Source organism: Bordetella genomosp. 10 (assembly GCF_002261225.1).
Lineage (GTDB): Bacteria > Pseudomonadota > Gammaproteobacteria > Burkholderiales > Burkholderiaceae_B > Bordetella_C.
Window position 1 is genome coordinate 86,155 of sequence record NZ_NEVM01000005.1, and the last position, 21,714, is coordinate 107,868.

Consider the following 21,714-nt stretch of genomic DNA (forward strand, 5'->3'; position numbering starts at 1 on the left):
AGCAGGGAGAAGGCGAGAGTTTCTGAATGAGCGACGGCGAGAAACAAGGCTTGGGATCGAAGGTTTAGGATCGGAGACTTGGGATCACAGCGACGCCACGTAGGCGCGCCATCCGCCGTAAGCCGTGACGTCGCGCGCGGCCGCCAGCGCATGGCCTTCGCAGACGAAGCCATGCTCCCAGCGGCCATCGGCGAGTTCGACGCTGCCCAGGGCCAATGGCGCGGGCACCAGCGCCAGGAAGCTGCCGACCGCCGCCAGGGGCACCTGCCACACTTCCACTTCGATGGCGGCGCCGCCGGCCTCCACGCGTTGCAGGCCCGGCTTGGGCGGCACGGTGCCGGGCAGCGCGTACAGGCGATAGCGCGGCGCCGTGGCCGTGCGCCGCGCCAGCACGGCGCCGCGTTCGGTCAATTGGCCGTTCAGCGGCAGGCCGCTCAGGTGCGCGCCCACCACCACCAGCGCCAGGTGCGTCTCGGGCGACGGCGCGGGAGCGTCCACGGACGCCGCGGCCGGCGCGGCGGACAAGGCGGCGATCGGCCGCGGCGCCGGCAGCGGCTGGCCGGTCGCGCCCTGCGTCAGGCCGGTGTCGTGATGAAAGCGCTGCCCCAGGTCGGCGAGCTGCCAGTCGCTGCCGGCCTGGCCGATCAAGGTGATGCCGAAAGGCAGGCCGTCCGGCCGTATGCTGGCCGGCACCGACAACGCGGCGTAGTCCAGCAGATTGACGAAGTTGGTGTATTGGCCCAATTCGCGATTGCGCTGGACCGGCTCCCGCGCCATGGCTTCCAGCGTGCAATGGGTGGGCGCGGTCGGCACGCACAGCACGTCGATATCGCGCCACATCGCGGCGGCCTGCTGGCCCAGCGCGCGCAGGCGGTGCTGCGCCTGGAAGACCTGGGCGGCGTCATAGGACTTGCCCGCCGCGAGAATCGACCGCACCGGTTCGATCACCGCGTCCGCGCGCGCATCGAAGAAATCGCGCACGGCGGCGTAGCGCTCGGCCACGAGCGCGCTTTCATAGAGCAGGCCGGCGGCCTCGGCCAGCGGCGCATAGTCCACGGGCACCGGCGTGCCGCCCAGCGCCGCCAGGCGCGCGACGGCCTGGTCGAAGGCGTCGCGCGCCAGCGTGTCGCCGAAGAATTCCGGCCGCACGGGCACGCCGAAACGGAAGGCGGCCGGGAACGGGCGCGTCGCCAGCGCCAGTTCGCGCGAATACGGATCGCGCGCATCGTGGCCCATCGCCGTTTCCAGCACGCGCACCGCCACGGCGACGGTGCGCGCTAGGATGGAAACGCAGTCCACGCTCTGCGCGGCCGGCACCACGCCGTGCGCGGAAATCAGTCCCTTGCTGGGCTTGAGGCCGACGATGTTGTTCAGGCCGGCGGGCACGCGGCCGGAGCCGGCCGTGTCAGTGCCCAGCGCGAAGTCGCATTCGCCGGCCGCCACGACGTAGGCGGACCCCGAACTCGAACCGCCGCTGACGTAGCGCGCGTCGAAGCTGTTGGGGACCGCGCCATAGGGCGAACGGCTGCCGTTCAGGCCGCAGGCGAATTGATCCAGGTTGGTCTTGCCGGCCAGGGCGGCGCCGGCGTCGAGCAGCCGCTGGACGACCGCGGCGTTCTCGGTGGGCACATAGGCGAATTCAGGGCAGGCGGCGGTGGTCGGGATGCCCGCGGCGTCGATATTGTCCTTGGCCGCGAAGCGCAGCCCGGCCAGCGGCCCGGCGGCCGCCGTCGTCAACGGCGCGTCCAGGCGCGTGATCCATGCGCAGGCCGGCGTGCCGGAGGCGGCCGACGGCACGGGCATGCCGGCCGTTGCGGGCACTGAAGGCACGCGGGGGGAAGAAAAGGCAAAGGGGGAAGAAGCCACGTTGTCTCGCACGGGAAAAGCGGATTCGGGAAGCTGAAATCCAAACTTGTGTACAAGACGACTCAAAGCAAAGGCTGTGCCAACTTTGCGTGACGCGTGTTTCGCCGCCATGCGTCGCGGCCGCGACGGGGCTCGCCGCACGGCGAAAAAAACCAGGGAAATCGGGCACATGCGGGCCGCGCCGTGCGGCACGATCAACGCGCCGATGGCGACGCATGGCCGGTCGACAGCGATGCTGAATGACGCCGGGCGACCGCCATGCCGCGCACCGCGCACGTGCCCCCGCACGCATCGGCGCGTGCGAAACGCACCATCACGGTGCGTACGGAACGCCGGCGCGTCAACGCGGCAAGCAGCCCCGCAGCGTATGAAAGGCCGGCGCGATGTCCCGCTCGTGGACGCACGCATAACCCAGCAGCAGTCCGCGCCGCGCGCCGGGATGCATGTAGTAGCGCGACAAGGGACGGGTGAGGACGCCGCGGGCCTGCGCCGCCGCGCTGATCGCCACGTCGTCGCAATCGGGCGGCAGGCGCAGCACCAGGTGCAGGCCGGCGTTGCTGGACTGGGGATCCAGGTACGCCGGCCCCAGGTAGCGGTTGATCAAGCCTTCCAGCAAGGCGCGCCGGCGCGCATACAGCACCCGCATGCGGCGGATGTGCGCCGCGTAGTGGCCCTGCTCCAGCAACTCGGCCAGGGCGGCCTGCGTCAGGGCATGGCCTTCGCGGTAGAGATCCGCGTGCGCGGCGCGAAAGGGTTCGGCCAGGGCGCGCGGCAACACCATATAGCCCACGCGCAGCCCGGGAAACAGCGTCTTGCTGAAGGTGCCGATGTAGATGACGGGCGCGTCTTCCTCCAGCCCCTGCATGGCGGGGATGGGGCGTCCGGCATAGCGGAATTCGCTGTCGTAGTCGTCCTCGACGATCCAGCTTCCCGAGGCCCGCGCGTAGTCCAGCAACTCGCGCCGCCGCGCCAGGCTCATCACCAGTCCCAGCGGATATTGATGCGACGGCGTCACGAAGATCAGCCGCGGCGGCGCCTTGCCGGCGGGCCATCCGCTGCCCTCTTCCTCCACCCGCAACGGCTTCACCACCGCCGACACCATCTGCAGGACCTTATGGAAACCCCAGTAGCCGGGCTCCTCCACCCAGACGGTTTCGCGCGGATCGACCAGCATGCGCAGGGACAGGTCGATGGCCTGGTGCACGCCCTCGGTCACCAGGATCTGGCCGGGATCGCAACGCACCGAGCGGGCCACGCGCAGATGCTCCGCGATGGCGGCGCGCAGCGCCGGATGGCCGCCGCCGTGCGCGTAGGTCAGCAACTGCGGCGCGGGATCGCGCCACAGGCGGGACAGGATGCGGCTGAAATGCCGGTTCGGGAACTGCGTCACGTCCGGCACGCCCGGCATGAAGGCGCCCCATTGGGCGGGCGCCGCCGAGACGTTGGACAGCAGCGCCTGCGCGCGCCGCGCCAGCCGCAACGGCGCGCCGGCGGCGTCCGGGCCGGCGGCGGCCGCCTGCAGGCCTTGCAGCCCTTGCAATCGTTCGGCGCTCAGGTAGCTGTCCGGCGCGGTCTCCGCCACGAAGGTGCCGCTGCCCACGCGGGCGTGGACATAGCCTTCGGTGCGCAGTTGCTCGTAGGCATGCAGCACCGTGTTGCGCGACATGCCGATTTCGCGCGCAAGGTCGCGCGAGGCGGGCAGCGCGCTGGACGGCGGCAGGCTGCCGTCGAGGATGGCCCCGCGCAGGCATTCGTAAAGCTGGCGGTTGAGCGTGCCGCCGCCCGCGGGCGCGAGGCGCTGCAGGACCAGGTCGGAGCAGATCGACTTGATCACGTCAGCTCCCCCGGTCCGCGGCGCGCCGCCGGCGCCGGGGCAATGCGCCGGCCATCCGGCGCGCCCGCGCGGCGTGGCCGCCACGCGCAGCGGGAAGGCGCGACAACAACATGTGGGAGCAAGGTCTCGGACAACGGCCGTCCGCCCTTGGCAAGGGATGCATTCCAGGGAGCCATTCCGGGCAGGCGTCTCCGATCGAGGTTCATTCAGGGCGGCGCTTCCAATTGGCCCATTTCCAATTGGCCCCATCGATTTGAACGAACTGGATCTTTCGGAAGGGGCCAATCCGCCATTAAATCAGGTTTTCCCCCGAACCCCTACCTGAAACGCTTTCATCATGAAAAACGCCGATCTGCAGTCCCGCCGCCTGGCCGCCACCCCGCGCGGCGTGGGCGTGATGTGCGACTTCTATGCCCAGCGCGCCGAGAACGCCACCATCTGGGACGTCGAAGGCCGCGAGTTCATCGACTTCGCCGCCGGCATCGCCGTGCTGAACACCGGCCATCGCCATCCGCGCATCGCCGCCGCCATCGGCGCGCAGCTCGAAAGCTTCACCCACACCGCGTACCAGATCGTCCCCTACGAAAGCGTCGTCATGCTGGCCGAGCGCATCAACGCCGCCGCGCCCATCGAGGGGCCGGCCAAGACCGCCTTCTTCACGACCGGCGCCGAAGCCGTCGAGAACGCCGTCAAGATCGCCCGCGCCCACACCGGCCGTTCGGGCGTCATCGCCTTCGCCGGCGGCTTCCATGGCCGCACCATGATGACCCTGGCGCTGACCGGCAAGGTCCAGCCCTACAAGGCCGGCTTCGGGCCCTTCCCCGGCGAGGTCTACCACGTCCCCTTCCCCAGCGCCCTGGGCGGCGTCACCGCCAAGGACTCGCTGGCCGCGATCAACCAGTTGTTCAAGGCGGACATCGATCCCAAGCGCGTGGCCGCCATCATCATCGAACCGGTGCAGGGCGAAGGCGGCTTCAACGTCGCGCCGACGGAGCTGATGCAGGGCCTGCGCGCGCTGTGCGACGAACACGGCATCGTCATGATCGCCGATGAAGTCCAGACCGGCTATGGCCGCACCGGCAAGCTGTTCTCGATGGAACATCACGGCGTGCGGCCCGACCTGATCACCATGGCCAAGAGCCTGGCCGGCGGCATGCCCCTGTCGGCCGTCTGCGGCCGCGCCGAAGTGATGGACGCGCCGCCTCCCGGCGGCCTGGGCGGCACCTATGCCGGCAACCCCCTGTCGGTGGCCGCGGCGCATGCCGTGCTGGACGTGATCGCCGAGGAAAAGCTGTGCGAACGCGCCGCCGCGCTGGGCGAGCGCCTGGTGGCCCGCCTGCGCGCCGCGCAGAAGGCCAACCCCGGCATCGCCGATATCCGCGCCCAGGGCTCGATGGTCGCCATCGAACTGCGCACCGCCGCCGGCGAACCGGACGCGGACGCCGTGCGCCGCGTCCAGCAGCGCGCCCAGGAGCGCGGGCTGGTGCTGCTGAGCTGCGGCATGTACGGCAACGTCATCCGCTTCCTGTACCCGCTGACGATTCCCGAGGCGCAATTCGAGCGCGCCCTGGGCATCCTGGACGAAGCCCTGCAAGCGTAAGCCCCATGGCCGGGGCCGGCGCGTCCGGCCTGGCCATCGCGAACCAACGCCGGGCGCCGCCCGGCGTTTGCCGCTATCCGCCGGCGCCGGAATCGCCCGGCGCCGCTATTCGGCCTTGATGCCGTTCTCCGCGATGACCGCCGCCCACTTCGCGTACTCCTTGGACAGGCGCTCCCTGGTCTCGGCAAGGCTCGTCGGTTGCGGCTGGACCCCCATGAACTGGAAGGTCTCGACCGCCTTGGGCGTCTTCAGCGCCTTGACGGCCAGGGCGTTGAGTTTTTCCAGCACGTCCTTGGGCGTGCCGGCGGGCGCCAGCAGGCTGTAGGTGGAAACCACCTCGAACCCCTTCAGCCCGGCCTCCGCGGGCGTGGGCAGCGTCGGCAGCGCGGGATTTCTTTCTGTGGTGGTGACCATCAATGCCTTGATGCGCCCGCTGTCCTTGTTGGAAACGACGGTGGGCGCCGTGGCGAAGAGGACGTCGATCTGCCCGCCCATGAGATCGATGATGGCCGGCCCCGCCCCGCGATAGGGAACGTGCACGGCGCCGCCCGGAACGCCCTTGAAGAACAGCTCCGCCGCGATGTGCTCCAGCGAGCCCACGCCGGTTGAACCGAAAGTGAGCTTGTGGGTCTTGGCGTACGCCAGCAGCCCGGTCACGCTGTCGACCGGCAGCTTCGGATTCACCATCAGCACCATGGGCTGCACGCCCAGCAAGGTGACCGGCGCGAAATCCTTCTGCAAGTCGTACCCCACGCGCGAGCCGTACAGGATGCCGTTGATCCGGTAGGTGGTGGTGGGCGCCACCAGCAGCGTGTAGCCGTCAGGCGGGGATTTCGCCACGTAGGCCGCGCCGATGTTGCCGGAAAAACCGCCACGGTTATCGACGATCACGCTTTGGCCGGAGACGTCGCCCAGTTGCGAGGCAACGGCGCGGGCGAGCGCGTCGGCCCCGCCGCCGGGCGGATACCCGATCACGACCGTAATGGGCCTGGAGGGATAGGACTGGGCCTGGGCGGCGCCAGTGCCCGCGCTCAACAACGCCGCACCCGCCAGCGCAAGAACTGCCACGGAGAACTTCATGATTAACCCCTTGGATAATTGAAGCCGACGCGCCGTCTGGTCACGGCACGAGCGGCAGTGTATTCCAACAAGCTAATCCAAACAATAAGTAAAATTAATTATGGGTTCTCGATGGCGCCGCCCCAGGGCGCCACCTTCTTGATCTGCGGCACCCACTGGTGCTTGAGGATGGTTTTCGCGGTGGCGGAGATCCGCTCCCACAGCGCCGCGTGCTCGCCGTCGTGGGCCACCAGCCGCAAGGTCCGTTCCAGCCCCCCGCCCGGCAAGGGCAGGTAGTGGTATTCCTGGGGTTGCAGCCGCGTCTTCAGCACGCATAGCGGCGTGGTGATGGCCCAGCCCAGTCCGGCGCGAACCATGGCGAGCACCGCGTCCGAGGTGTCGAATTCGTACTCCCGCTGCAACGACACCCCCTGCTGGCGCAGATAGGCGTCGATCTTGGGTCCCAGGAAGGTGCCGGCGCTGTACCGGATGAAGGGCAGCGCCTGGCCCAGTTGCTCCAGATTGCCCGCCGGCACGGCGAGGCCCTTGGGCGCCACGATGCAGAACGGCTCCTTGATCAACGGCAGGTCCAGCAACCGGGGGGCGTCGCCGATGTCGTCGGACGTGATGATCACGTCCAGGCGCTGCTCGACCAGGCCGCGCACGTCCGTGCCGGACACCCCCGAGGTCACGGACCAGCGCGAGGCCATGGTGGCGATCTCGCGCAGCAGCACCGGTCCCACCGTGCTGGCGAACGAATCGACCATGCCCATCCGCAGCACCGGCAACTGGGCGTTCTGCTGCAGGCTGACCAGTTGCTCCAGTTCGCGCGAGCGCCGCAGCAGCTCGATGGCGCGCTCGTAGAAGGTGTTGCCGAACAGCGTGAGCTGCATGGGCCGCTTGGAGCGGTCGATCAGTTGCGCGCCCAGCCCCGTTTCCATGGCGCCGATGGCCTGGGAAACGGCGGACTGGGTCATGCCCAGCCGGTTCGCGGCGTGGGTCATGCCGTCTTCCTGCACGACCGCCACGAAAACCTCGATCAGGCGCAGGTTCAGCCAGCTACGGCCGGCGCCCTGTTCGACGTTCAGCGGCGCGGGCGCGGCGGCGGCCTTCGGTTTTTTTTCAGCACTATTTTTGACGGCGGGCTTGCGCATACTATTTTTCAGGACTTATATTAAAAATAAGGAAAATTAATTCCACACCGCCCCATCCGGCAAGGCCTTGCCCGGGGCTACGTGTGTCGGCGTCTCGTTCCTCAACCTGCAACCACCCGAAGGAATCCGCATGGAACCCGATCCTATCCTACCCGTGACGAAGACGCTCGCCGAATTCGTCGCCGATCTGGCCTGGCAAAAGCTGCCGCCCGCCGTGCAGGAAGAAGGCCGACTGGCCATCGCCGACACGATAGGCGGCGCCCTCGCCGCCGTGAACGAGCCGGCGGCGCGCGCCGTGATGGCCATCGTCGAGGGAGAGACCGGCCCCAGCGCCATCTGGGGAACCGCGTTGCGCACCACGCCCCGCAACGCCGCCCTGGTCAATGGCGCCATGGCGCACGCCCACGACATCGACGATACCAATCCGTCGATGCGCGGCCATCCCTCCTGCCCGGTCGTGCCGGCCATCTTCGCCCTCGCCGCCAAGACCGGCGCGAGCGGCCAGGAACTGGTCACCGCCTACGTCGCCGGGGTGGAAATCGCCACCAAGCTGGGGCGCGCCGTCAACATGCCCCACTACAACAAGGGCTGGCACACCACCCTGACGCTGGGCACCCTGGGCGCCGCGGCCGCCTGCGCCAGGCTGCTCCGGCTGGACGCGGGGAAGACCGCCATCGCCCTGGCCATCGCCGGTTCGCGCGCGGGCGGCCTGGTGGCCAACTTCGGCACCATGACCAAGCCGACGCATTCCGGCTTCGCCGCGGAAGGCGGCGTGACGGCGGCCCTGCTCGCGCAGGCCGGCACGACGGCGAACCCCGCCGCGCTGGAGTGCAAGAACGGCTTCTTCGACCTGTTCGCCGGCCTGGAGCAGGTGCAGCCCGCCCTGGCGCTGGAGGCGCTGAACGAGCGCTTCGACCTGGTCGACCCCGGCAACATCTACAAGCAGTACCCCACCTGCTCGCTGACCCATTGCGCCATCGACATGCTGCTCGACGGCGTGGCCGAGGGCGCCATCAAGCCGGACCAGATCGCATCCATCGACTGCGGGGTCGGCTATCGCTGCGTCAGCACGCTGCCCTACCACGACGCGCGCACCGGACTGGAGGGCAAGTTCAGCATGGAATATTGCCTGGCGGCGGCGCTGGTCCATGGCCAGGTCACCTTCGCCGAATTCGAGGACGAGAAGGTGCGTTCGCCCGCCATCGCGGCGATGCAGCGCAAGATCAACCTCTACACCCATCCCGAGCTGACCACGCCGGAATCGGTGCCCTACGACTTCACCGACATCGTGATCAAGCACCAGGACGGCACCGTCTTCCATGGCCGCGAGCAGAAGGCGAAGGGCGATCCGGCCAAGCGCTGGACCTTGCAGCAGTTCAAGGACAAGTTCGTCCGCTGCGCGGCCGGCGGCATGGGCGCGGAGGCGGCGGCGCGGCTGTGGGACGACCTGCATCGCCTGGATGCGCTGCCGGCGGGCCAGCCCAAGGGACTGATCTGAGCCCGCGCGGGCCATCGCGGGTTATCGCGCGTCATCCGGCACGTGGCGGCGCGCCGCCGGGTTGCGGGCCATCGCGCGCCGCGCCATGCAACCCGGCCCTTTGAACTTCACGCCTTGAACTCCATCAACGAAGGAACACCTCCTATGCAAGCCCATCCCATCGAGGGCGTCACCGACATCCTGCACGTCGACGTGCGGGACAAGATCGCAACCGTCACCCTGAACCGTCCGCAGGTGCTGAACGCGCTCAACCACGAACAGCGCGGCAACCTGGAAACCGCCTTCAAGGCGCTGGACGCGGACGAAGCGGTGCGGGTCATCGTCCTGCGGGGCGACGGCCGGGCCTTCTGCGCCGGCCAGGACCAGAAGGAAAGCGCCACCATGGACGCGGCGGGCGCGCATCGCCGCATCGAAGGCTATGCCTCGCTCTATACCCTGATGCGCAGCCTGAGCAAACCCATCATCGCGCGTATCCATGGCTACGCCACGGGCGCGGGACTGCAGCTCGCGCTGCTGTCCGACCTGCGCATCGCGTCGGCCGAATCCAAGCTGGGCATGACCGAGCTGAACGTGGGATCGGCCGCCATCATGGGCAGCGCCTTCCTGCTGCCCTTGATCGGCGAAGCCGAAATGCGGCGCCTGGTGATGCTTTCGGAATTCGTGGACGCGGAGAAAGCGCTGTCCATGAAGCTGGTGCATGAAGTCCTGCCGCCCGAGGCGCTGGACGCGCGCGTGGCGGAGATCGCCACGCGGATGGCCGGCTGGCCGCCACTGGGCATCGCCCTAACCAAGGAATGGTGGCGCAAGATGGGGGACGAACTGTTCTTCGCGGCCATGGACCAGGCCCGCGAATCGCATGCGAAGAACTTCGCCGCCGGCGGCCTGTCCCACGGCGCCCGCAAATTCCTCGAACGGGAGCGGGGTTGAACATGGCGCAGCTTCCCTTGGCCGGCGTGCGCGTGCTCGACCTGACGCAGGCATTGGCCGGCCCCTTCGCCACCATGATCCTCGCGGACATGGGAGCCGAAGTCATCAAGATAGAGTCGCCGGCGGGCGACCTGACCCGCACCACCCCGCCTCACATCGTCCAGGGCACCTCGCTCTATTTCCTCACCAACAACCGCAACAAGCGCGGCATGGTGCTGGACCTCAAGGCCCCCGACGCGCTGGCCGCGTTCTACGACCTGTGCAAGGTGGCCGACGTGGTGATCTACAACTTCAGCGAAGGCGTGGCCGACCGCCTGAAGATAGACGCCGACACGCTGCGGAAAATCAATGAGAAGCTGATCGTCTGCAACATGACGGGCTATGGCCGCAAGGGGCCCGATGCGCGCCGCCGCGCGGTCGATCCCATCGTCCAGTCGCTGGCTGGCGCGGTCAGCATCACGGGCGTGCCCGGCGGCGAGCCGGTGCGCGCGGGCGTGCCGTCCGCCGACCTGTCCACCGGCCTGTACGCGGCGATCGGCGTGCTCGCGGCGCTGCACGGCCGCGACCGGACCGGCGTCGGCAGCAGCGTGGAGGCCAGCCTGTTCCATTCGCAGCTCAGCCTCCTCAACTACATGGCGACCTACTGCGCGTATTCCGGCGAGATCCCGCAGCCGGTGGGGTCGGGCCATCCGGGCACGGTGCCCTCCCAGGTCTTCAAGACGGCCGACGGCTGGATCACCATCGATGCCGGCTTCGACCGGCATTTCCAGACGCTGTGCCGGATACTCGGCAAGGAGAGCCTGTCGCGCGATCCGCGCTTCGTGTCGCGCCAGGTGCGCGCGCGCCACCGCGGGGAACTGCTGCCCATCCTCATTGCCGAAATCGAAAAGCACACCACGGCCGAATGGGAGCGCATCCTCGACGAGGCGGGCATCCCCTGCGGCAAGGTGAACAACGTCAAGGAGGCATTGGAATCACCCCAGAGCGTGGCGTATCACTCGCTGCGCGATATCCGCTATCGCGGCGAGGACGTGCGGGTATTGGCGACGCCGGTGTGGTTCGACGGCGAAGACCGCCATCCCGTCGAACCGCCGCCGGAGCTGGGCCAGCATACCGCCGACATCCTGCGCGGCCTGCTGGGCTACGACGACGCGCGCATCGCGGCGCTGACGGCGAAGCGGGAGGATTGAAACAGGAAAGCCCCCCGCGCGGCGCGGGGGGCTTTTTTATCGCCGGGCGGCCGTGCCCAGGCAAGCTGGGCCCAGGCCGCTCAATACATCGATTCCCCGCCGTTCAAATGAATGAGCTGCCCCGTCACGTAGCTGTGCTGTCCAGACAGGTACAGGCAGCACTCCGCCACGTCTTCCGCCGTGCCCAGCCGCCGCAGCGGCATGCTCTTGACCGCCTCGGCCCATAGGGCCCGATAGTTCGGGTAATTCGCCTCGTCGCGGACCGTGTTCATCTTGCCGGGCGCGATGGTGTTGGCCGTGATGTTGAACTCGCCGAATTCCACGGCGATGGCCTTGGCCAGCGCATGCAGGCCCGCCTTGGCCGTGACGTTGTGGGCGCGGTTGGCATACGTGAAGAAGCCGTCCCGGCCGGAGATATGGATCACCCTGCCCCACTTGTTGTCGCGCATGGCGGGCAACACCGCGCGCGCCAGGTAGAAGGCGGAACTCAGGCTGGTCTCGATGACGCGCCGCCAGTCGTCCACCGAGATATCGAGGAAGGCCTGGCGCGGCCGCAAGCCGACGTTGGAGACGGCGATGTCCACCGCGCCGAAGCGCCGCAGCGCCTGCCCGACCATGTCCTGCACCTGCTCCGGCTGCGTCACGTCCGCCTGCACGCACAGGGCCTTCCCGCCCAGCGCCTCGACTTCCGCGCCGACGGCCCGCAGCGCCTCCATATCGCGGTGGCCGTTGAGCACGATATTGGCGCCCTGGCGCGCGAATCCCAAGGCAATGCCCCGCCCCAGGTTTCTGCCGGATCCCGTTACGAGGACCGTCCGCCCTCTCAAGGAAGCATCAGCTATAGTCATGGTCCTTGCTCCAGTAATGGTGATATGTAGTGGCCGGCGCGCACGCCATCGGGCCTGGCTCGCTGCGGGCCTTCCGATAAGCCGCGCCCCGGGCCGGATGCGTCCCGCCTCTAGGCCGAAAATCCGCCCACATCATTATGGCTAATATCAAGAATTAGCTCCAACTGATATTTAGCGCATTCTCCTTGGCGCGCTTTCCCTTTCGATCCGGTCTCGGCGGACTTTTGGCGCCTGACGACAGCTATCCCGGCCCTTTCCCATGTCACATATCCGCCTTCCCGCGACGGGCTCCCTGATTGCGTTCGAAGCCGCCGCGCGGCACCTGAACTTCCGCCTCGCCGCGGGCGAACTGCATCTGACGCCCAGCGCCATCAGCCAGCAGATACGCGTGCTGGAACAGCAGATCGGCGTGGCGCTGTTCGCGCGCGTGCGCCAGCGCGTGCTGCTCACCAGCGCGGGGGAACGCTATCTCCACGAAGTGCGCCGGATATTGCGCGATCTGCGCGAGGTCACCTACCAGGCGCTCGCCAGCGGCGACAAGGAATGGCTCAACCTCGCGGTGGTCCCGACCTTCGCCGTCAAGTGGCTGATCCCGCGCCTGCCGGACTTCGTGGCCCGGCATCCCGAGGTCCATCTGAATATCGTTTCGCGCAGCGCCCCGTTCGACTTCGCGCACGAAGCCTTCGACGCCGCCATCCACTATGGCGAGGCGGTCTGGCCCGGCGCCCAGCTCGCGCACCTGATGGACGAACAGATGACGCCGGTGTGCAGTCGCGCGTTGCAGGAACGGCTGGGCATCTACGCGCCCGCCGACCTGCTGCGGGTGCCGCTGCTGCAGCAGTTCACCCGCCCCTCCTCGTGGAACGACTGGTTCGAGCACCTGGCCATCGTCCCCGCCAACGCCTTCGAAGGCCCTCGCTTCGACAGTTTCAACATGATCCTGGAGGCGGTCCGGGCCGGCATGGGCGCGGCGCTGCTGCCGCGTTTCATGATCGACGAGGCCGCCGACCAGTTGGTGCGCATCAGCGACGTCTGCCTGCCCTCCCGGCGCGGCTATCACCTCGCCTGGCCCACCGCGAAAAGCGAGCTGGGGAGCGTGCGCAAATTCCAGGCGTGGCTGTCCGCCCAGGCCAGCGCATCGGGACTTGATTAGTTTTTCTGTTCAACAACTCAGAATTTATCGTTTTATGCCTGCCACGGCCGGCCGCAAAATCCGATCATCGACAGAACCGCTCATCATCGAACCATGTCACTCGCTCCCAAGCAGACGGACCGGCGCTGGAAAGATCCCGTCCTTCCCTTCGTTTCCAACCCCGCGCCCGAACGCCTGCCGGCCGATCTCGTGGCGGCGCTGGGCGGCATGGACGTCACTCGCATCGCCGACGCCGTCGGCCGCATGTACACCTGCCAGTCCCAGTTGCGCTCGCTCACGCCCACCGCCCGGCCGCTTTGCGGCACCGCCCTCACGGTGAAATGCCCGCCGGGCGACAACCTGGGCCTGATGGCCGGCATCCGCCAGTTGCAGCCCGGCGACGTGCTGGTGGTCGACGGACAAGGCTTCACGAGCTGGTGCCTGGGCGGGGCCGAACTGCTGAAATTCGCCCGCGACGAATACGGCATGGCCGGGCTGGTGGTCCACGGCGCCTGGCGCGACGCGCAGGAACTGGAGGAAGCGGAGATCCCCGTGTACGGACTGGGCGTCGCGCCCTATTCCGGCCCCAAGCTGGGCCCCGCCGAAGTGAACGTGCCGGTGGCCTGCGCGGGCGTCATCGTGCAGCCGGGCGACGTCGTGTGCGCCAGCCTGGAAGGCGTGGCGGTGGTGCCGCGCGCCCACGCGCGCCGCGTCGCGGACCGCCTGTCGCAAGCGGCCGCGGGCCATGGCATCGCGGCGTTCATGGACGACATGGACGTGCTGGTGCGCCAATGGCTGGACAGGTCCGCCGGATGAGCGCCCTACCCGCCGGCTCGCAGGCGCCCGAGGCAGGCCTTACCCGCTTTCTCGCGCGCGCCATTGCCCGCGCGCGCTACGCGGACCTGAACGCCGCGACGCTCGCGCAGGCCCGCCTCGCCATCGCCGATTGCATGGCCTGCGGCCTTGCCGGGGCCGACACGCCCGCCGTGCGCGCGCTGGCGGCGGCGATGGCCGATGCGGCCGGACCGTGCGGCCTGTGGGGCCGCGGCGAACGCGCGGCGCCGCACGCGGCGGCGCTCATCAACGGCACGGCGGCCCATGTGCACGCGCTCGACGACACCAACGAGTCGATGCGCGGACATCCCAGCGTCGCCGTCTGGCCCGCCGTGGCCGCGCTCGGCGAGGCGCTTGACGCCGGCGGCGAGGCGCTGCTGCTGGCCTATTGCGTGGGCGTGGAAACGGCGGCCAAGCTGGGCCGTTGCGTCAACGACCGCCACTCGCGCCTGGGCTGGCACACGACCAGCACGCTCGGTCCCGTCGGCGCCGCCGCGGCCGGGGCCGTGCTGCTCGGGCTGGACGACGTCCGGACCGCCCATGCGCTGGGCATCGCCGCCTCCATGGCGGGCGGGCTGCGCGTGAATTTCGGCACCATGACCAAGGCGCTGCACGCGGGCTGGTCGGCGCACAACGGCGTCCTCGCCGCCAGGCTGGCCGCCGACGGCGTCACCGCCAGCGAACAGGCCCTGGAAGGTCATGAGGGATTCGTCGCCCTGTTCTGCGGCGACGAGGACGGCAAGCCGGAGGCGGCCGCATCCTGGGGCGCCCCCTGGGAGCTGGAAGCGCCGGGCGTCGTCATCAAGCAATACCCCACCTGCTCGCTGCAACACGCGCTCATCGACCTGGTCCTGGAAGCCCGCGCGCAGCGGCCGCTGGACGGTCCCGGGCTGCGGCTCGAATGCTCCATCAGCCAGCGCCTGGACGCCATGCGGACGCAGGGCTGGCCCACGCACGGCGGCAGCGCGAAATTCAGCGTCGAGTACGGCGTCGCGGTGGCCGCGCTGCGCGGCACGCAGGGCATCGAGGATTTCACCGACGAGGCCGTGCGCGACGAAGCCGTCCGCGCCATGGCGGACAGGGTGCGCGTGCAGGTCGGCGCGCATCTCACGCCGGGCAACGGCGACGCCGCCGAGCTGCGCGTGTTCGACGGGCAGACGCTGGTGCACCAAGCCCGCCGGGAAAAGCCTTGCGGCCATCCCTCCCATCCGCTATCGGAAGCGGCGTTCGCGGACAAGTTCCACGCCCTGGGCGACCCGGCGCTGGGTGCCGGCCGCGCCCGCCAGTTGCTGGCGCTGATCCGCGCGCTGCCGTCCGCCGGCGCGCGCGCCCTCGCGCAAGCGGCGGCGCCGGCCGGCTGAATCCGCCGGCATTCTTTCCCTTTTTTTGAGAAGCGAATCATGACCACGCTGTCCCGCCGTCAATTTCTCGCCAGCGCCGCCGCCGCGCCGTTGGCGCTGCACCCCTGCTTCAGCCGCGCCGCGGGCCGGGTCATCACCCTCATCGTCCCCTATCCGCCGGGAGGCTCGCTCGACGCCATGGCGCGCGTGGTCGCGCAAGGCCTCGGCGACCTCCGCGGGCAGAGCGTGGTGGTGGAGAACAAGCCCGGCTTCTCGGGCAACATCGGCGCGCAATACGTCGTGAAGGGGCCGGCCGACGGCAGCATGCTGCTGATGACGGCGCTCACCACCTATGCCATCAACGCGAGCCTCATGACCAAGACCATGGGCTACGACCTGATGAAGGACCTGAAGCACGTCGCCATCGTCGGCGACCTGCCCAACGTGCTGATCGCGCCCTCCTCCCTGCCCGTGCAGAACCTGACGGAGTTCGTGCAATACGCCAAGACCAAGCCGGGACAGCTTTCCTACGCGACGACGGGCGTCGGCTCGCTGGAACACATCGCGGGCGAAATGCTGTGCCGCGCCGCCGGCATCGAGATGCTCGCGGTGCCCTACAAGGGTTCGACGCCGGGCGTGCAGGACCTGTTCGGCGGCCTCATCCAGGCCATGTTCGTGAACACCTCCACGGCCATCAACAACCTCAAGACCGGCCGCATCCGGGTGCTGGGCATCGCCGGTCCCGCGACGGTCGCGGCGCTGCCCGGCGTGCAGACCTTCAGCGCCCAAGGCGTGCGGATGATGAACGACGTGGTCTCGATCTTCGGCATCGCGGCGCCCGCCGGCACGCCCCAGCCCGTGGTCGACGCGCTCAACCAGGACATCAACAAAGTGCTGGCCGCCCCCGAGGTCCACAACCGCTTCTCCAGCCTGGGCGTGGACGTGGTGACGCAGCCCAGCGAATTCGCGCAGGACCGCGTCCGCCGCGAAATCGCCATCTGGGACAAGGTGATCAAGACCACTGGGATCACGCTGGACTAGAACAGACGCGGCTGTCGGTGATCGCGCCAAGCGGGGCGGCATGCGCGAGCGCCCGCGCGCCGGTAGCGTTGCCCTTGCACCGCCTTGCCGACGACGGCTGCCGTCGGCGCCGCCACGGTGGCCGTCGCGGAACAGCGATCCGCCTAGTCGTCCACCGCGATGAGCACGCTGGACGCCTTGAAGATCGCCGCCGCCTCCTTGCCCGTGGCCAGGTCCAGGCGGTCGGCGCTTTCGTTGGTGACGATGGCGGCCACGCGCGCGCCTTCGGGCGTGTCCAGCAACACCTCGGCGTTGACGGCGCCCTTGGTCACCGACGACAGCTTGCCGCGCAGGCAATTGCGCGCGGACACCAGCACCTTGTCCGCATCCATCATCACGATGACGGACGAAGCCTTGACCAGCGCATAGGCGGCCTTGCCCGGCGCCAGGCCAAGGGAGACCGTGCTGGCATGGGTAATGATGGCGATGATCTCCAGCCCTTCCTGGGTGCGCAGCACGATTTCATCGTTGACCGCGCCGGTCTTGACGCTGGCGATGGTTCCGGCGAACTGGTTGCGGGCGCTGGTTTTCATGGGAATCTCCAATGGGTGGATCGATTGATCGTGCAAGTGCGGGCGAAGACGCGCTCACTGGACCACCCTCCTGTCGCTGCGCGACCTCCTCCCCGAGGGAGGATTCGCGCTTGGGGCGGCCCGGCGCGCGCATGGACGCGAATCTCCGGATACGACATAGCGTAGCCGATTCAGGCCTGCTGGCGGTCCGGTCCGAAGGACGAGGGAGGACGGCCCAGGCGCTTGCGGAACATGGTCGAGAACGCGGCCGGGCTGTCGTAGCCCAGTTCCAGCGCCACCGACGTCACCGACTGCCCTTCCGCCAATCGCGACAGCGCGGCCAGCAGGCAGGCCTGCTGGCGCCATTGCGCGAACGCCATGCCGGTCTCCTGGCGAAACAGCCGGCTGAAACTGCGCTCGCTCTTGTGCAGGCGGCGGGCCCAATCGGCGGGCAGATCGCGGATCCCAGGCCGGTGCAGGAAGGCCATGCACAGCGCGGCCAATGCGGGATGCCGGGGCAGCGGCGCGAAAAACGGCAGGGACGAGGCGCGGGCCAGCTCATGCAGGACCAGCCGCATCAAGGCGCCGTCACGGCCCTTGGGATCGTAGGCCGCCGGAACGTCGCTGCTGGCCAGCAGCAGTTGCCGCAGCAGCGGCGAGACCTTGAGCACTTCGCACTGCGCCCCCTTGCGCGGCGCCGCGCGCGGTTCGATGTACAGGCTGCGCGTGCTCACCCCGACCATTCTTACCCGATGCGGCTTGCCGGCGGGTATCCATACCCCGCTGTCCGGCGGCACGACCCAGGCGCCGTCGTCGGTGCCCACCTCCATCAACCCGGTGGCGCCATAGAGGAATTGCGCGCGCCGGTGGCTGTGGGTGTCGAGCAGCAGGCCATGCGGGTAGTCGGTGCTGATCGCCAGGACCGGCCGCGCGACGGCATCGACGGAATCCAGGGAAACGTTGCGCATCGGAAGCTTCGGAAGGCGGGCTGAAAGTCCAGCATTATCGGCGATGCGGTTTTCATTGCCCATGGGCGGCGGCTTCGGCCCGCGCCAGGAACTGGGCCGGTGATCGTGGGCGAGCACGCACAGTTCGGGCCCCGGCCGCCGCTTGGGGGAACCTGGCTGGCCGTGGTGGCCGTAGTGGCCCCCGGTGGCTGAAATGCGAAACTATCCGTCTGATTCTCGCAAGTCAGCCACGCGATACGGGAATAAGCTTTGCCTCTTTCGTAAACGCTTTCTTGCCTGCCATGTCGCTTTACCTGCTTCTCGCCGTGTTCGGCTGCCTGGCGGGGGTCACGACCGTCCTGTTCGGCTTCGGCGGCGGTTTCGTCGTCGTTCCCCTGCTCTACAGACTGCTGACCCTGACCCATCCGCCCGGCAGTCCGGCGGCCGATGCGGCGATGCAGATCGCGGTCGCCACCTCCACCTGCGTCATGATCTTCGGCGCCGCCATGGCGACGCGGCGGCACCAGCGGGCGGGAAACATCGAATGGACGCGGGTGTGGCCGCTGCTGGCGCCCATCGCGATCGGCGCGGCGTGCGGCGCGGCGGCCGCGACGGCGGTCGACGGCGACAGCCTGCGATGGGCCTTTGCCGCCTACCTGGCCCTGACGATCCTGGATTGCGTCCTGCGGCCGGGTTTCCTGGCCCGGCCCGCGACCGCGGCCGGACACGCCGGCGCTGCCTCCAACACCCTCATCGGCCTGGTCATCGGCCTGATCGCCGCCTTCCTAGGCGTCGGCGGCAGCGTCATGACCGTCCCCTTGATGCGCCGGCGCGGCGCCGACATGACCCGCGCCACGGCCATGGCCAACCCCCTTTCCCTCCCCGTCGCCCTGGCCGGCGCCGCCGCCTACGTCGTCCTCGCCTGGCACGCGCCCGCCCTGGGCGCCTGGCACATCGGCTACGTCGACCTGCGCGCCCTGCTGATCCTGATCGCCGGCTCCTGGCTCGGCATCCGCCTCACCACCCCCTTCATCGGCAAAGTCCCCGACCGCATCCATGCGCGCGTCTACATAGGACTATTGATCCTCGTACTGGTCGCCATGCTCCTGCGTTGATTCTTTCGATCCGAAAGCCGATAGAAGCCGGCTCCCGGCGCTCCTCCCCGTTCAGGCTTTCATGGGGATATTGTCGTGCGCTAAAGGGAAGCGCGGTCCAGGCGACAGCCTGCGATCCAGCCACGCGGTAATATCCTGCAGGATGGCCGGTAACAAATCCGGCTGGCCGGGCATTGCATGGATAGCTGGATATGCAGCAAGCATGATTTTTCCATTCAAGTGCCTGGAGACCCGCATCGATAGCAGACCCGAGAAATACATGCAGCTTGCCACCTGGAACATCAACTCCCTCAACGTCCGACTCCCGCAGGTTCTCGACTGGCTGCAGGCCAATCCGGTCGACGTGCTCTGTCTGCAGGAACTGAAGCTGACCGACGACAAGTTTCCGGTGGATGCGTTCACGCAGGCGGGCTACCACGCCGTGTGGGCGGGGCAGAAAACCTATAACGGGGTGGCGATTCTGTCGCGGCAGCCGGGAAGCGGCATGGTCCGCAATATCCCGGGCCTGGAGGATCCGCAGCAGCGCGTGCTGGCCCTGACGGTGCCGGCGCCGGGCGGCGATATCCGCGTCATCTGCGCGTATTGCCCCAACGGCCAGGCCGTCGGGACGGAAAAGTACGAATACAAGCTGCGCTGGTTCGCCGCGATGCGCGAATGGCTCAAGGGCGAACTGGACCTGCATCCCCGCCTGGCCGTGCTGGGCGACTACAACGTCGCGCCGGCCGATGCCGACGTGCACGACCCGGCGAAATGGGAAGGCCAGGTGCTGGTCTCGGGACCGGAACGCGATGCCTTCTTCGCGCTGATCGACCTGGGCCTGGTCGACTCGTTCCGCCTGTTCGAGCAACCGGAAAAAACCTTCTCGTGGTGGGACTACCGCATGATGGGCTTCCGCCGCAACGCGGGCCTGCGCATCGACCACGTCCTGCTGTCCAACGTCCTGGCGCAAGACTGCACCGCCTGCGTCGTGGACAAGGGCCCGCGCGGCAACCCGCAACCCTCCGACCATGCGCCCGTGATTGCGACGCTGAAGGGCTAAGGGCTAAGACCCACCAAGTCTGGAAAGCGCCTCATGCAGGCCGAGAAGGCCCGGAGCCAAGGACCTTTTGGGGGCGGGACACGGCCCTTCTGAAGCCGCCAAATTGGCGCGCAACGCCTCGCCGCGTTCCGTCCTCCATACGAAATCGAATAAAATCTGAGGAATCACCCCAAATCCGAACAAAAAATTGTAACAACGAACTTTTTCTGAGCGAAACCATGGCGGCGCCTATCTCACCGAATGAAGTTGGCTATGGACACATCGCTCACGAGCTCAAGTTGCGCGTAAGCGGGTGCCAGCTTCCGGCCCGGATCGATACTCGCGTACTGGCCGTTCGACGGCAAGGCAACGAACTGCACGTCCCCGCCAGCGTAGCTCCCGCCAGCGCGGATCCGCTAGCCCATCTCGAGTTCGCCCTGAAATACCAGGGCATCGACCTTGAAATAATCCAGGCTGCGTGCGCAGCCCTCCTTCCCGAACAAATCCAGGCACGCCTGAACAACACGCCCAACGGGAAATTCACCCGGATAATCGCCGCATTGTACGAAGCCTTTACCGGAACGGAATTGCAGAGGCCAGCGCTTACGGCGAGGTACGTCAACCTGTTCGATCCCGACGTCTATGTCTGCGGTCCGGCGCGCAGGCAAGCGAAGTTCAACGTGAACTTCAACGGGCTTGGCGACTTGGACCTCTGCCCGATCGTTCGCCGCACGCCAGACCTGGAGAAGCTTCTTGCCCGCGACATCTTCGGCGATCTCCATGCCTTTGTGGAGTCGATCGGTGGCGCTCAGAATTTGGATCGAGCCCTCGGCTGGGCCTATCTCGACGAAACCCGCAGCTCTTTCGCTATCGAGCACGAGGCGCCCTCCGACGACAAAGCACGCCGCTTCGTTCAACTTCTGCACAGCGCGCACGACGGACGCCCGCTCTCGGAGGACTATCTCACCGAACTGCAACGAGCGACCATTACGAACCCCCTGTTGGAAGCCTTCTCCTTCCGGCATGAACAGAACTGGCTGCAGCAAGGAGGCCGGCTGCGCGCATCGAGCATCACCTACATGCCGCCCCCTCCCGATGATGTCTATCCGCTGATGCAAGCCCTGACAGCGTTCGCCAACGGCGCAGACACGATAAATCCGCTACTCAAGGCCTTCCTGGTCTCGTTTGCCTTCGTCTTTATCCATCCGTTCATGGATGGCAACGGAAGAATCTCGCGTTTTCTCGTGCATCATGGTCTCTGCCGATCGGGCAAACTCGAGCAAGGTCTCATCCTGCCAATATCGGTAGCCATGTCCCATCACGAGAGCGAATACCTTTCAGCCTTGGAAAGCGTCTCACGTCCAATTCGCGGGCTGTGGAACGTGATGATGATCGATGATGGGCACATTGACGCGCAACTCACCGCCAGCGGTTCCCCTTATCGCTACTGGGACGCGACGAAGTGCCTGGAGTTCGGGCTACGGATGACCCACTACGCCCTTGATACGTCATTGATCAAGGAGACCGAATTCCTGAAGCGCTTCGACATCGTGCGCTCCCGCATCAATGCCCGCTACGACCTAATGGATCGCGATCTGCATGCGCTGATTCGCATGGCGCATAGCAACGGCGGAACGATTTCGCAGAATCGGCGTAAGCAATATCTTTATCGGGTACCACCCGAAATTCTGGACGCCATAGAAACCGAAGTCCGGGAAGTATTTCTGGACGATGAAAATGATTGAGGACATGCGGTTACC

At 67.7% G+C, this 21,714-nt stretch carries 19 protein-coding genes; 11 read left to right on the forward strand and 8 right to left on the reverse strand.

Going from position 1 to position 21,714, the window contains the following annotated elements; all coding sequences use genetic code 11:
- Positions 1-84 precede the first annotated feature (84 nt).
- Together atzF and pdxR are read right to left on the reverse strand one after the other, a co-directional pair.
- Positions 85-1,803, reverse strand: a complete 1,719-nt coding sequence (gene atzF, locus CAL29_RS16700) for an allophanate hydrolase (protein ID WP_094854220.1) — start codon at positions 1,801-1,803, stop codon at positions 85-87.
- Positions 1,804-2,206: 403 nt separating this feature from the next.
- Positions 2,207-3,697, reverse strand: a complete 1,491-nt coding sequence (gene pdxR, locus CAL29_RS16705) for a MocR-like pyridoxine biosynthesis transcription factor PdxR (protein WP_094856698.1) — start codon at positions 3,695-3,697, stop codon at positions 2,207-2,209.
- 340 nt (positions 3,698-4,037) lie between these two features.
- Between pdxR and CAL29_RS16710 the strand changes: the two genes are divergently transcribed.
- Positions 4,038-5,300, forward strand: a complete 1,263-nt coding sequence (locus tag CAL29_RS16710) for a 4-aminobutyrate--2-oxoglutarate transaminase (RefSeq protein WP_094854221.1) — start codon at positions 4,038-4,040, stop codon at positions 5,298-5,300.
- 105 nt (positions 5,301-5,405) lie between these two features.
- On the opposite strand, the gene CAL29_RS16715 is transcribed toward CAL29_RS16710, so the two are convergent.
- Positions 5,406-6,380 (reverse strand): Bug family tripartite tricarboxylate transporter substrate binding protein, encoded by a 975-nt coding sequence (locus tag CAL29_RS16715; protein ID WP_094854222.1) that lies wholly within the window; start codon positions 6,378-6,380, stop codon positions 5,406-5,408.
- 98 nt (positions 6,381-6,478) lie between these two features.
- Positions 6,479-7,513 (reverse strand): LysR family transcriptional regulator, encoded by a 1,035-nt coding sequence (locus tag CAL29_RS16720; protein WP_094854223.1) that lies wholly within the window; start codon positions 7,511-7,513, stop codon positions 6,479-6,481.
- 130 nt (positions 7,514-7,643) lie between these two features.
- Between CAL29_RS16720 and CAL29_RS16725 the strand changes: the two genes are divergently transcribed.
- From CAL29_RS16725 to CAL29_RS16735, 3 genes are all read left to right on the forward strand, one after another.
- Entirely contained in the window at positions 7,644-9,011 is a 1,368-nt protein-coding gene (locus CAL29_RS16725; protein ID WP_094854224.1) for an MmgE/PrpD family protein, read from the forward strand.
- Positions 9,012-9,155: 144 nt separating this feature from the next.
- Positions 9,156-9,938, forward strand: coding sequence for an enoyl-CoA hydratase/isomerase family protein (locus CAL29_RS16730; protein WP_094854225.1), 783 nt, complete (start codon positions 9,156-9,158; stop codon positions 9,936-9,938).
- Between the two features lie 2 nt (positions 9,939-9,940).
- A complete protein-coding gene (locus CAL29_RS16735) occupies positions 9,941-11,128 on the forward strand; it encodes a CaiB/BaiF CoA transferase family protein (protein ID WP_094854226.1) in 1,188 nt (395 codons plus the stop codon).
- A gap of 80 nt (positions 11,129-11,208) precedes the next feature.
- Here CAL29_RS16735 and CAL29_RS16740 read toward each other — a convergent pair whose 3' ends face one another.
- The gene (locus CAL29_RS16740; RefSeq protein WP_094854227.1) at positions 11,209-11,976 is read right to left on the reverse strand and encodes an SDR family NAD(P)-dependent oxidoreductase; all 768 of its coding nucleotides are present in this window, start codon (positions 11,974-11,976) and stop codon (positions 11,209-11,211) included.
- A 259-nt stretch (positions 11,977-12,235) separates the two neighbouring features.
- Here CAL29_RS16740 and CAL29_RS16745 point away from each other — a divergent pair, with 259 nt between their 5' ends.
- The 4 genes from CAL29_RS16745 to CAL29_RS16760 all read left to right on the forward strand — a co-directional run bounded on the left by CAL29_RS16745 (position 12,236) and on the right by CAL29_RS16760 (position 16,323).
- A complete protein-coding gene (locus tag CAL29_RS16745; RefSeq protein ID WP_094854228.1) occupies positions 12,236-13,129 on the forward strand; it encodes a LysR family transcriptional regulator in 894 nt (297 codons plus the stop codon).
- A 93-nt stretch (positions 13,130-13,222) separates the two neighbouring features.
- Positions 13,223-13,924, forward strand: a complete 702-nt coding sequence (locus tag CAL29_RS16750) for an RraA family protein (protein WP_094854229.1) — start codon at positions 13,223-13,225, stop codon at positions 13,922-13,924.
- The gene (locus CAL29_RS16755; protein ID WP_179284079.1) at positions 13,921-15,303 is read left to right on the forward strand and encodes an MmgE/PrpD family protein; all 1,383 of its coding nucleotides are present in this window, start codon (positions 13,921-13,923) and stop codon (positions 15,301-15,303) included. The genes CAL29_RS16750 and CAL29_RS16755 overlap by 4 nt, the downstream gene beginning before the upstream one ends.
- A gap of 39 nt (positions 15,304-15,342) precedes the next feature.
- Positions 15,343-16,323: a tripartite tricarboxylate transporter substrate-binding protein gene (locus CAL29_RS16760; RefSeq protein ID WP_094854231.1), complete on the forward strand. Its 981-nt coding sequence runs from the start codon at positions 15,343-15,345 to the stop codon at positions 16,321-16,323.
- 143 nt (positions 16,324-16,466) lie between these two features.
- Here CAL29_RS16760 and CAL29_RS16765 read toward each other — a convergent pair whose 3' ends face one another.
- Together CAL29_RS16765 and CAL29_RS16770 are read right to left on the reverse strand one after the other, a co-directional pair.
- The gene (locus CAL29_RS16765; protein WP_094854232.1) at positions 16,467-16,895 is read right to left on the reverse strand and encodes a TOBE domain-containing protein; all 429 of its coding nucleotides are present in this window, start codon (positions 16,893-16,895) and stop codon (positions 16,467-16,469) included.
- Positions 16,896-17,065: 170 nt separating this feature from the next.
- The gene (locus CAL29_RS16770) at positions 17,066-17,842 is read right to left on the reverse strand and encodes an AraC family transcriptional regulator (RefSeq protein ID WP_094854233.1); all 777 of its coding nucleotides are present in this window, start codon (positions 17,840-17,842) and stop codon (positions 17,066-17,068) included.
- 281 nt (positions 17,843-18,123) lie between these two features.
- Between CAL29_RS16770 and CAL29_RS16775 the strand changes: the two genes are divergently transcribed.
- Entirely contained in the window at positions 18,124-18,936 is an 813-nt protein-coding gene (locus tag CAL29_RS16775) for a sulfite exporter TauE/SafE family protein (protein WP_094854234.1), read from the forward strand.
- Positions 18,937-18,987: 51 nt separating this feature from the next.
- On the opposite strand, the gene CAL29_RS31620 is transcribed toward CAL29_RS16775, so the two are convergent.
- Positions 18,988-19,140 (reverse strand): hypothetical protein, encoded by a 153-nt coding sequence (locus CAL29_RS31620; protein ID WP_179284080.1) that lies wholly within the window; start codon positions 19,138-19,140, stop codon positions 18,988-18,990.
- Positions 19,141-19,195: 55 nt separating this feature from the next.
- On the opposite strand from CAL29_RS31620, the gene xth reads away from it, so the two are divergent.
- Together xth and CAL29_RS16785 are read left to right on the forward strand one after the other, a co-directional pair.
- The gene (gene xth, locus CAL29_RS16780) at positions 19,196-19,975 is read left to right on the forward strand and encodes an exodeoxyribonuclease III (RefSeq protein ID WP_094856699.1); all 780 of its coding nucleotides are present in this window, start codon (positions 19,196-19,198) and stop codon (positions 19,973-19,975) included.
- Positions 19,976-20,193: 218 nt separating this feature from the next.
- Positions 20,194-21,699, forward strand: a complete 1,506-nt coding sequence (locus tag CAL29_RS16785) for a Fic family protein (protein ID WP_094854235.1) — start codon at positions 20,194-20,196, stop codon at positions 21,697-21,699.
- The last annotated feature ends 15 nt before the right edge of the window (positions 21,700-21,714 follow it).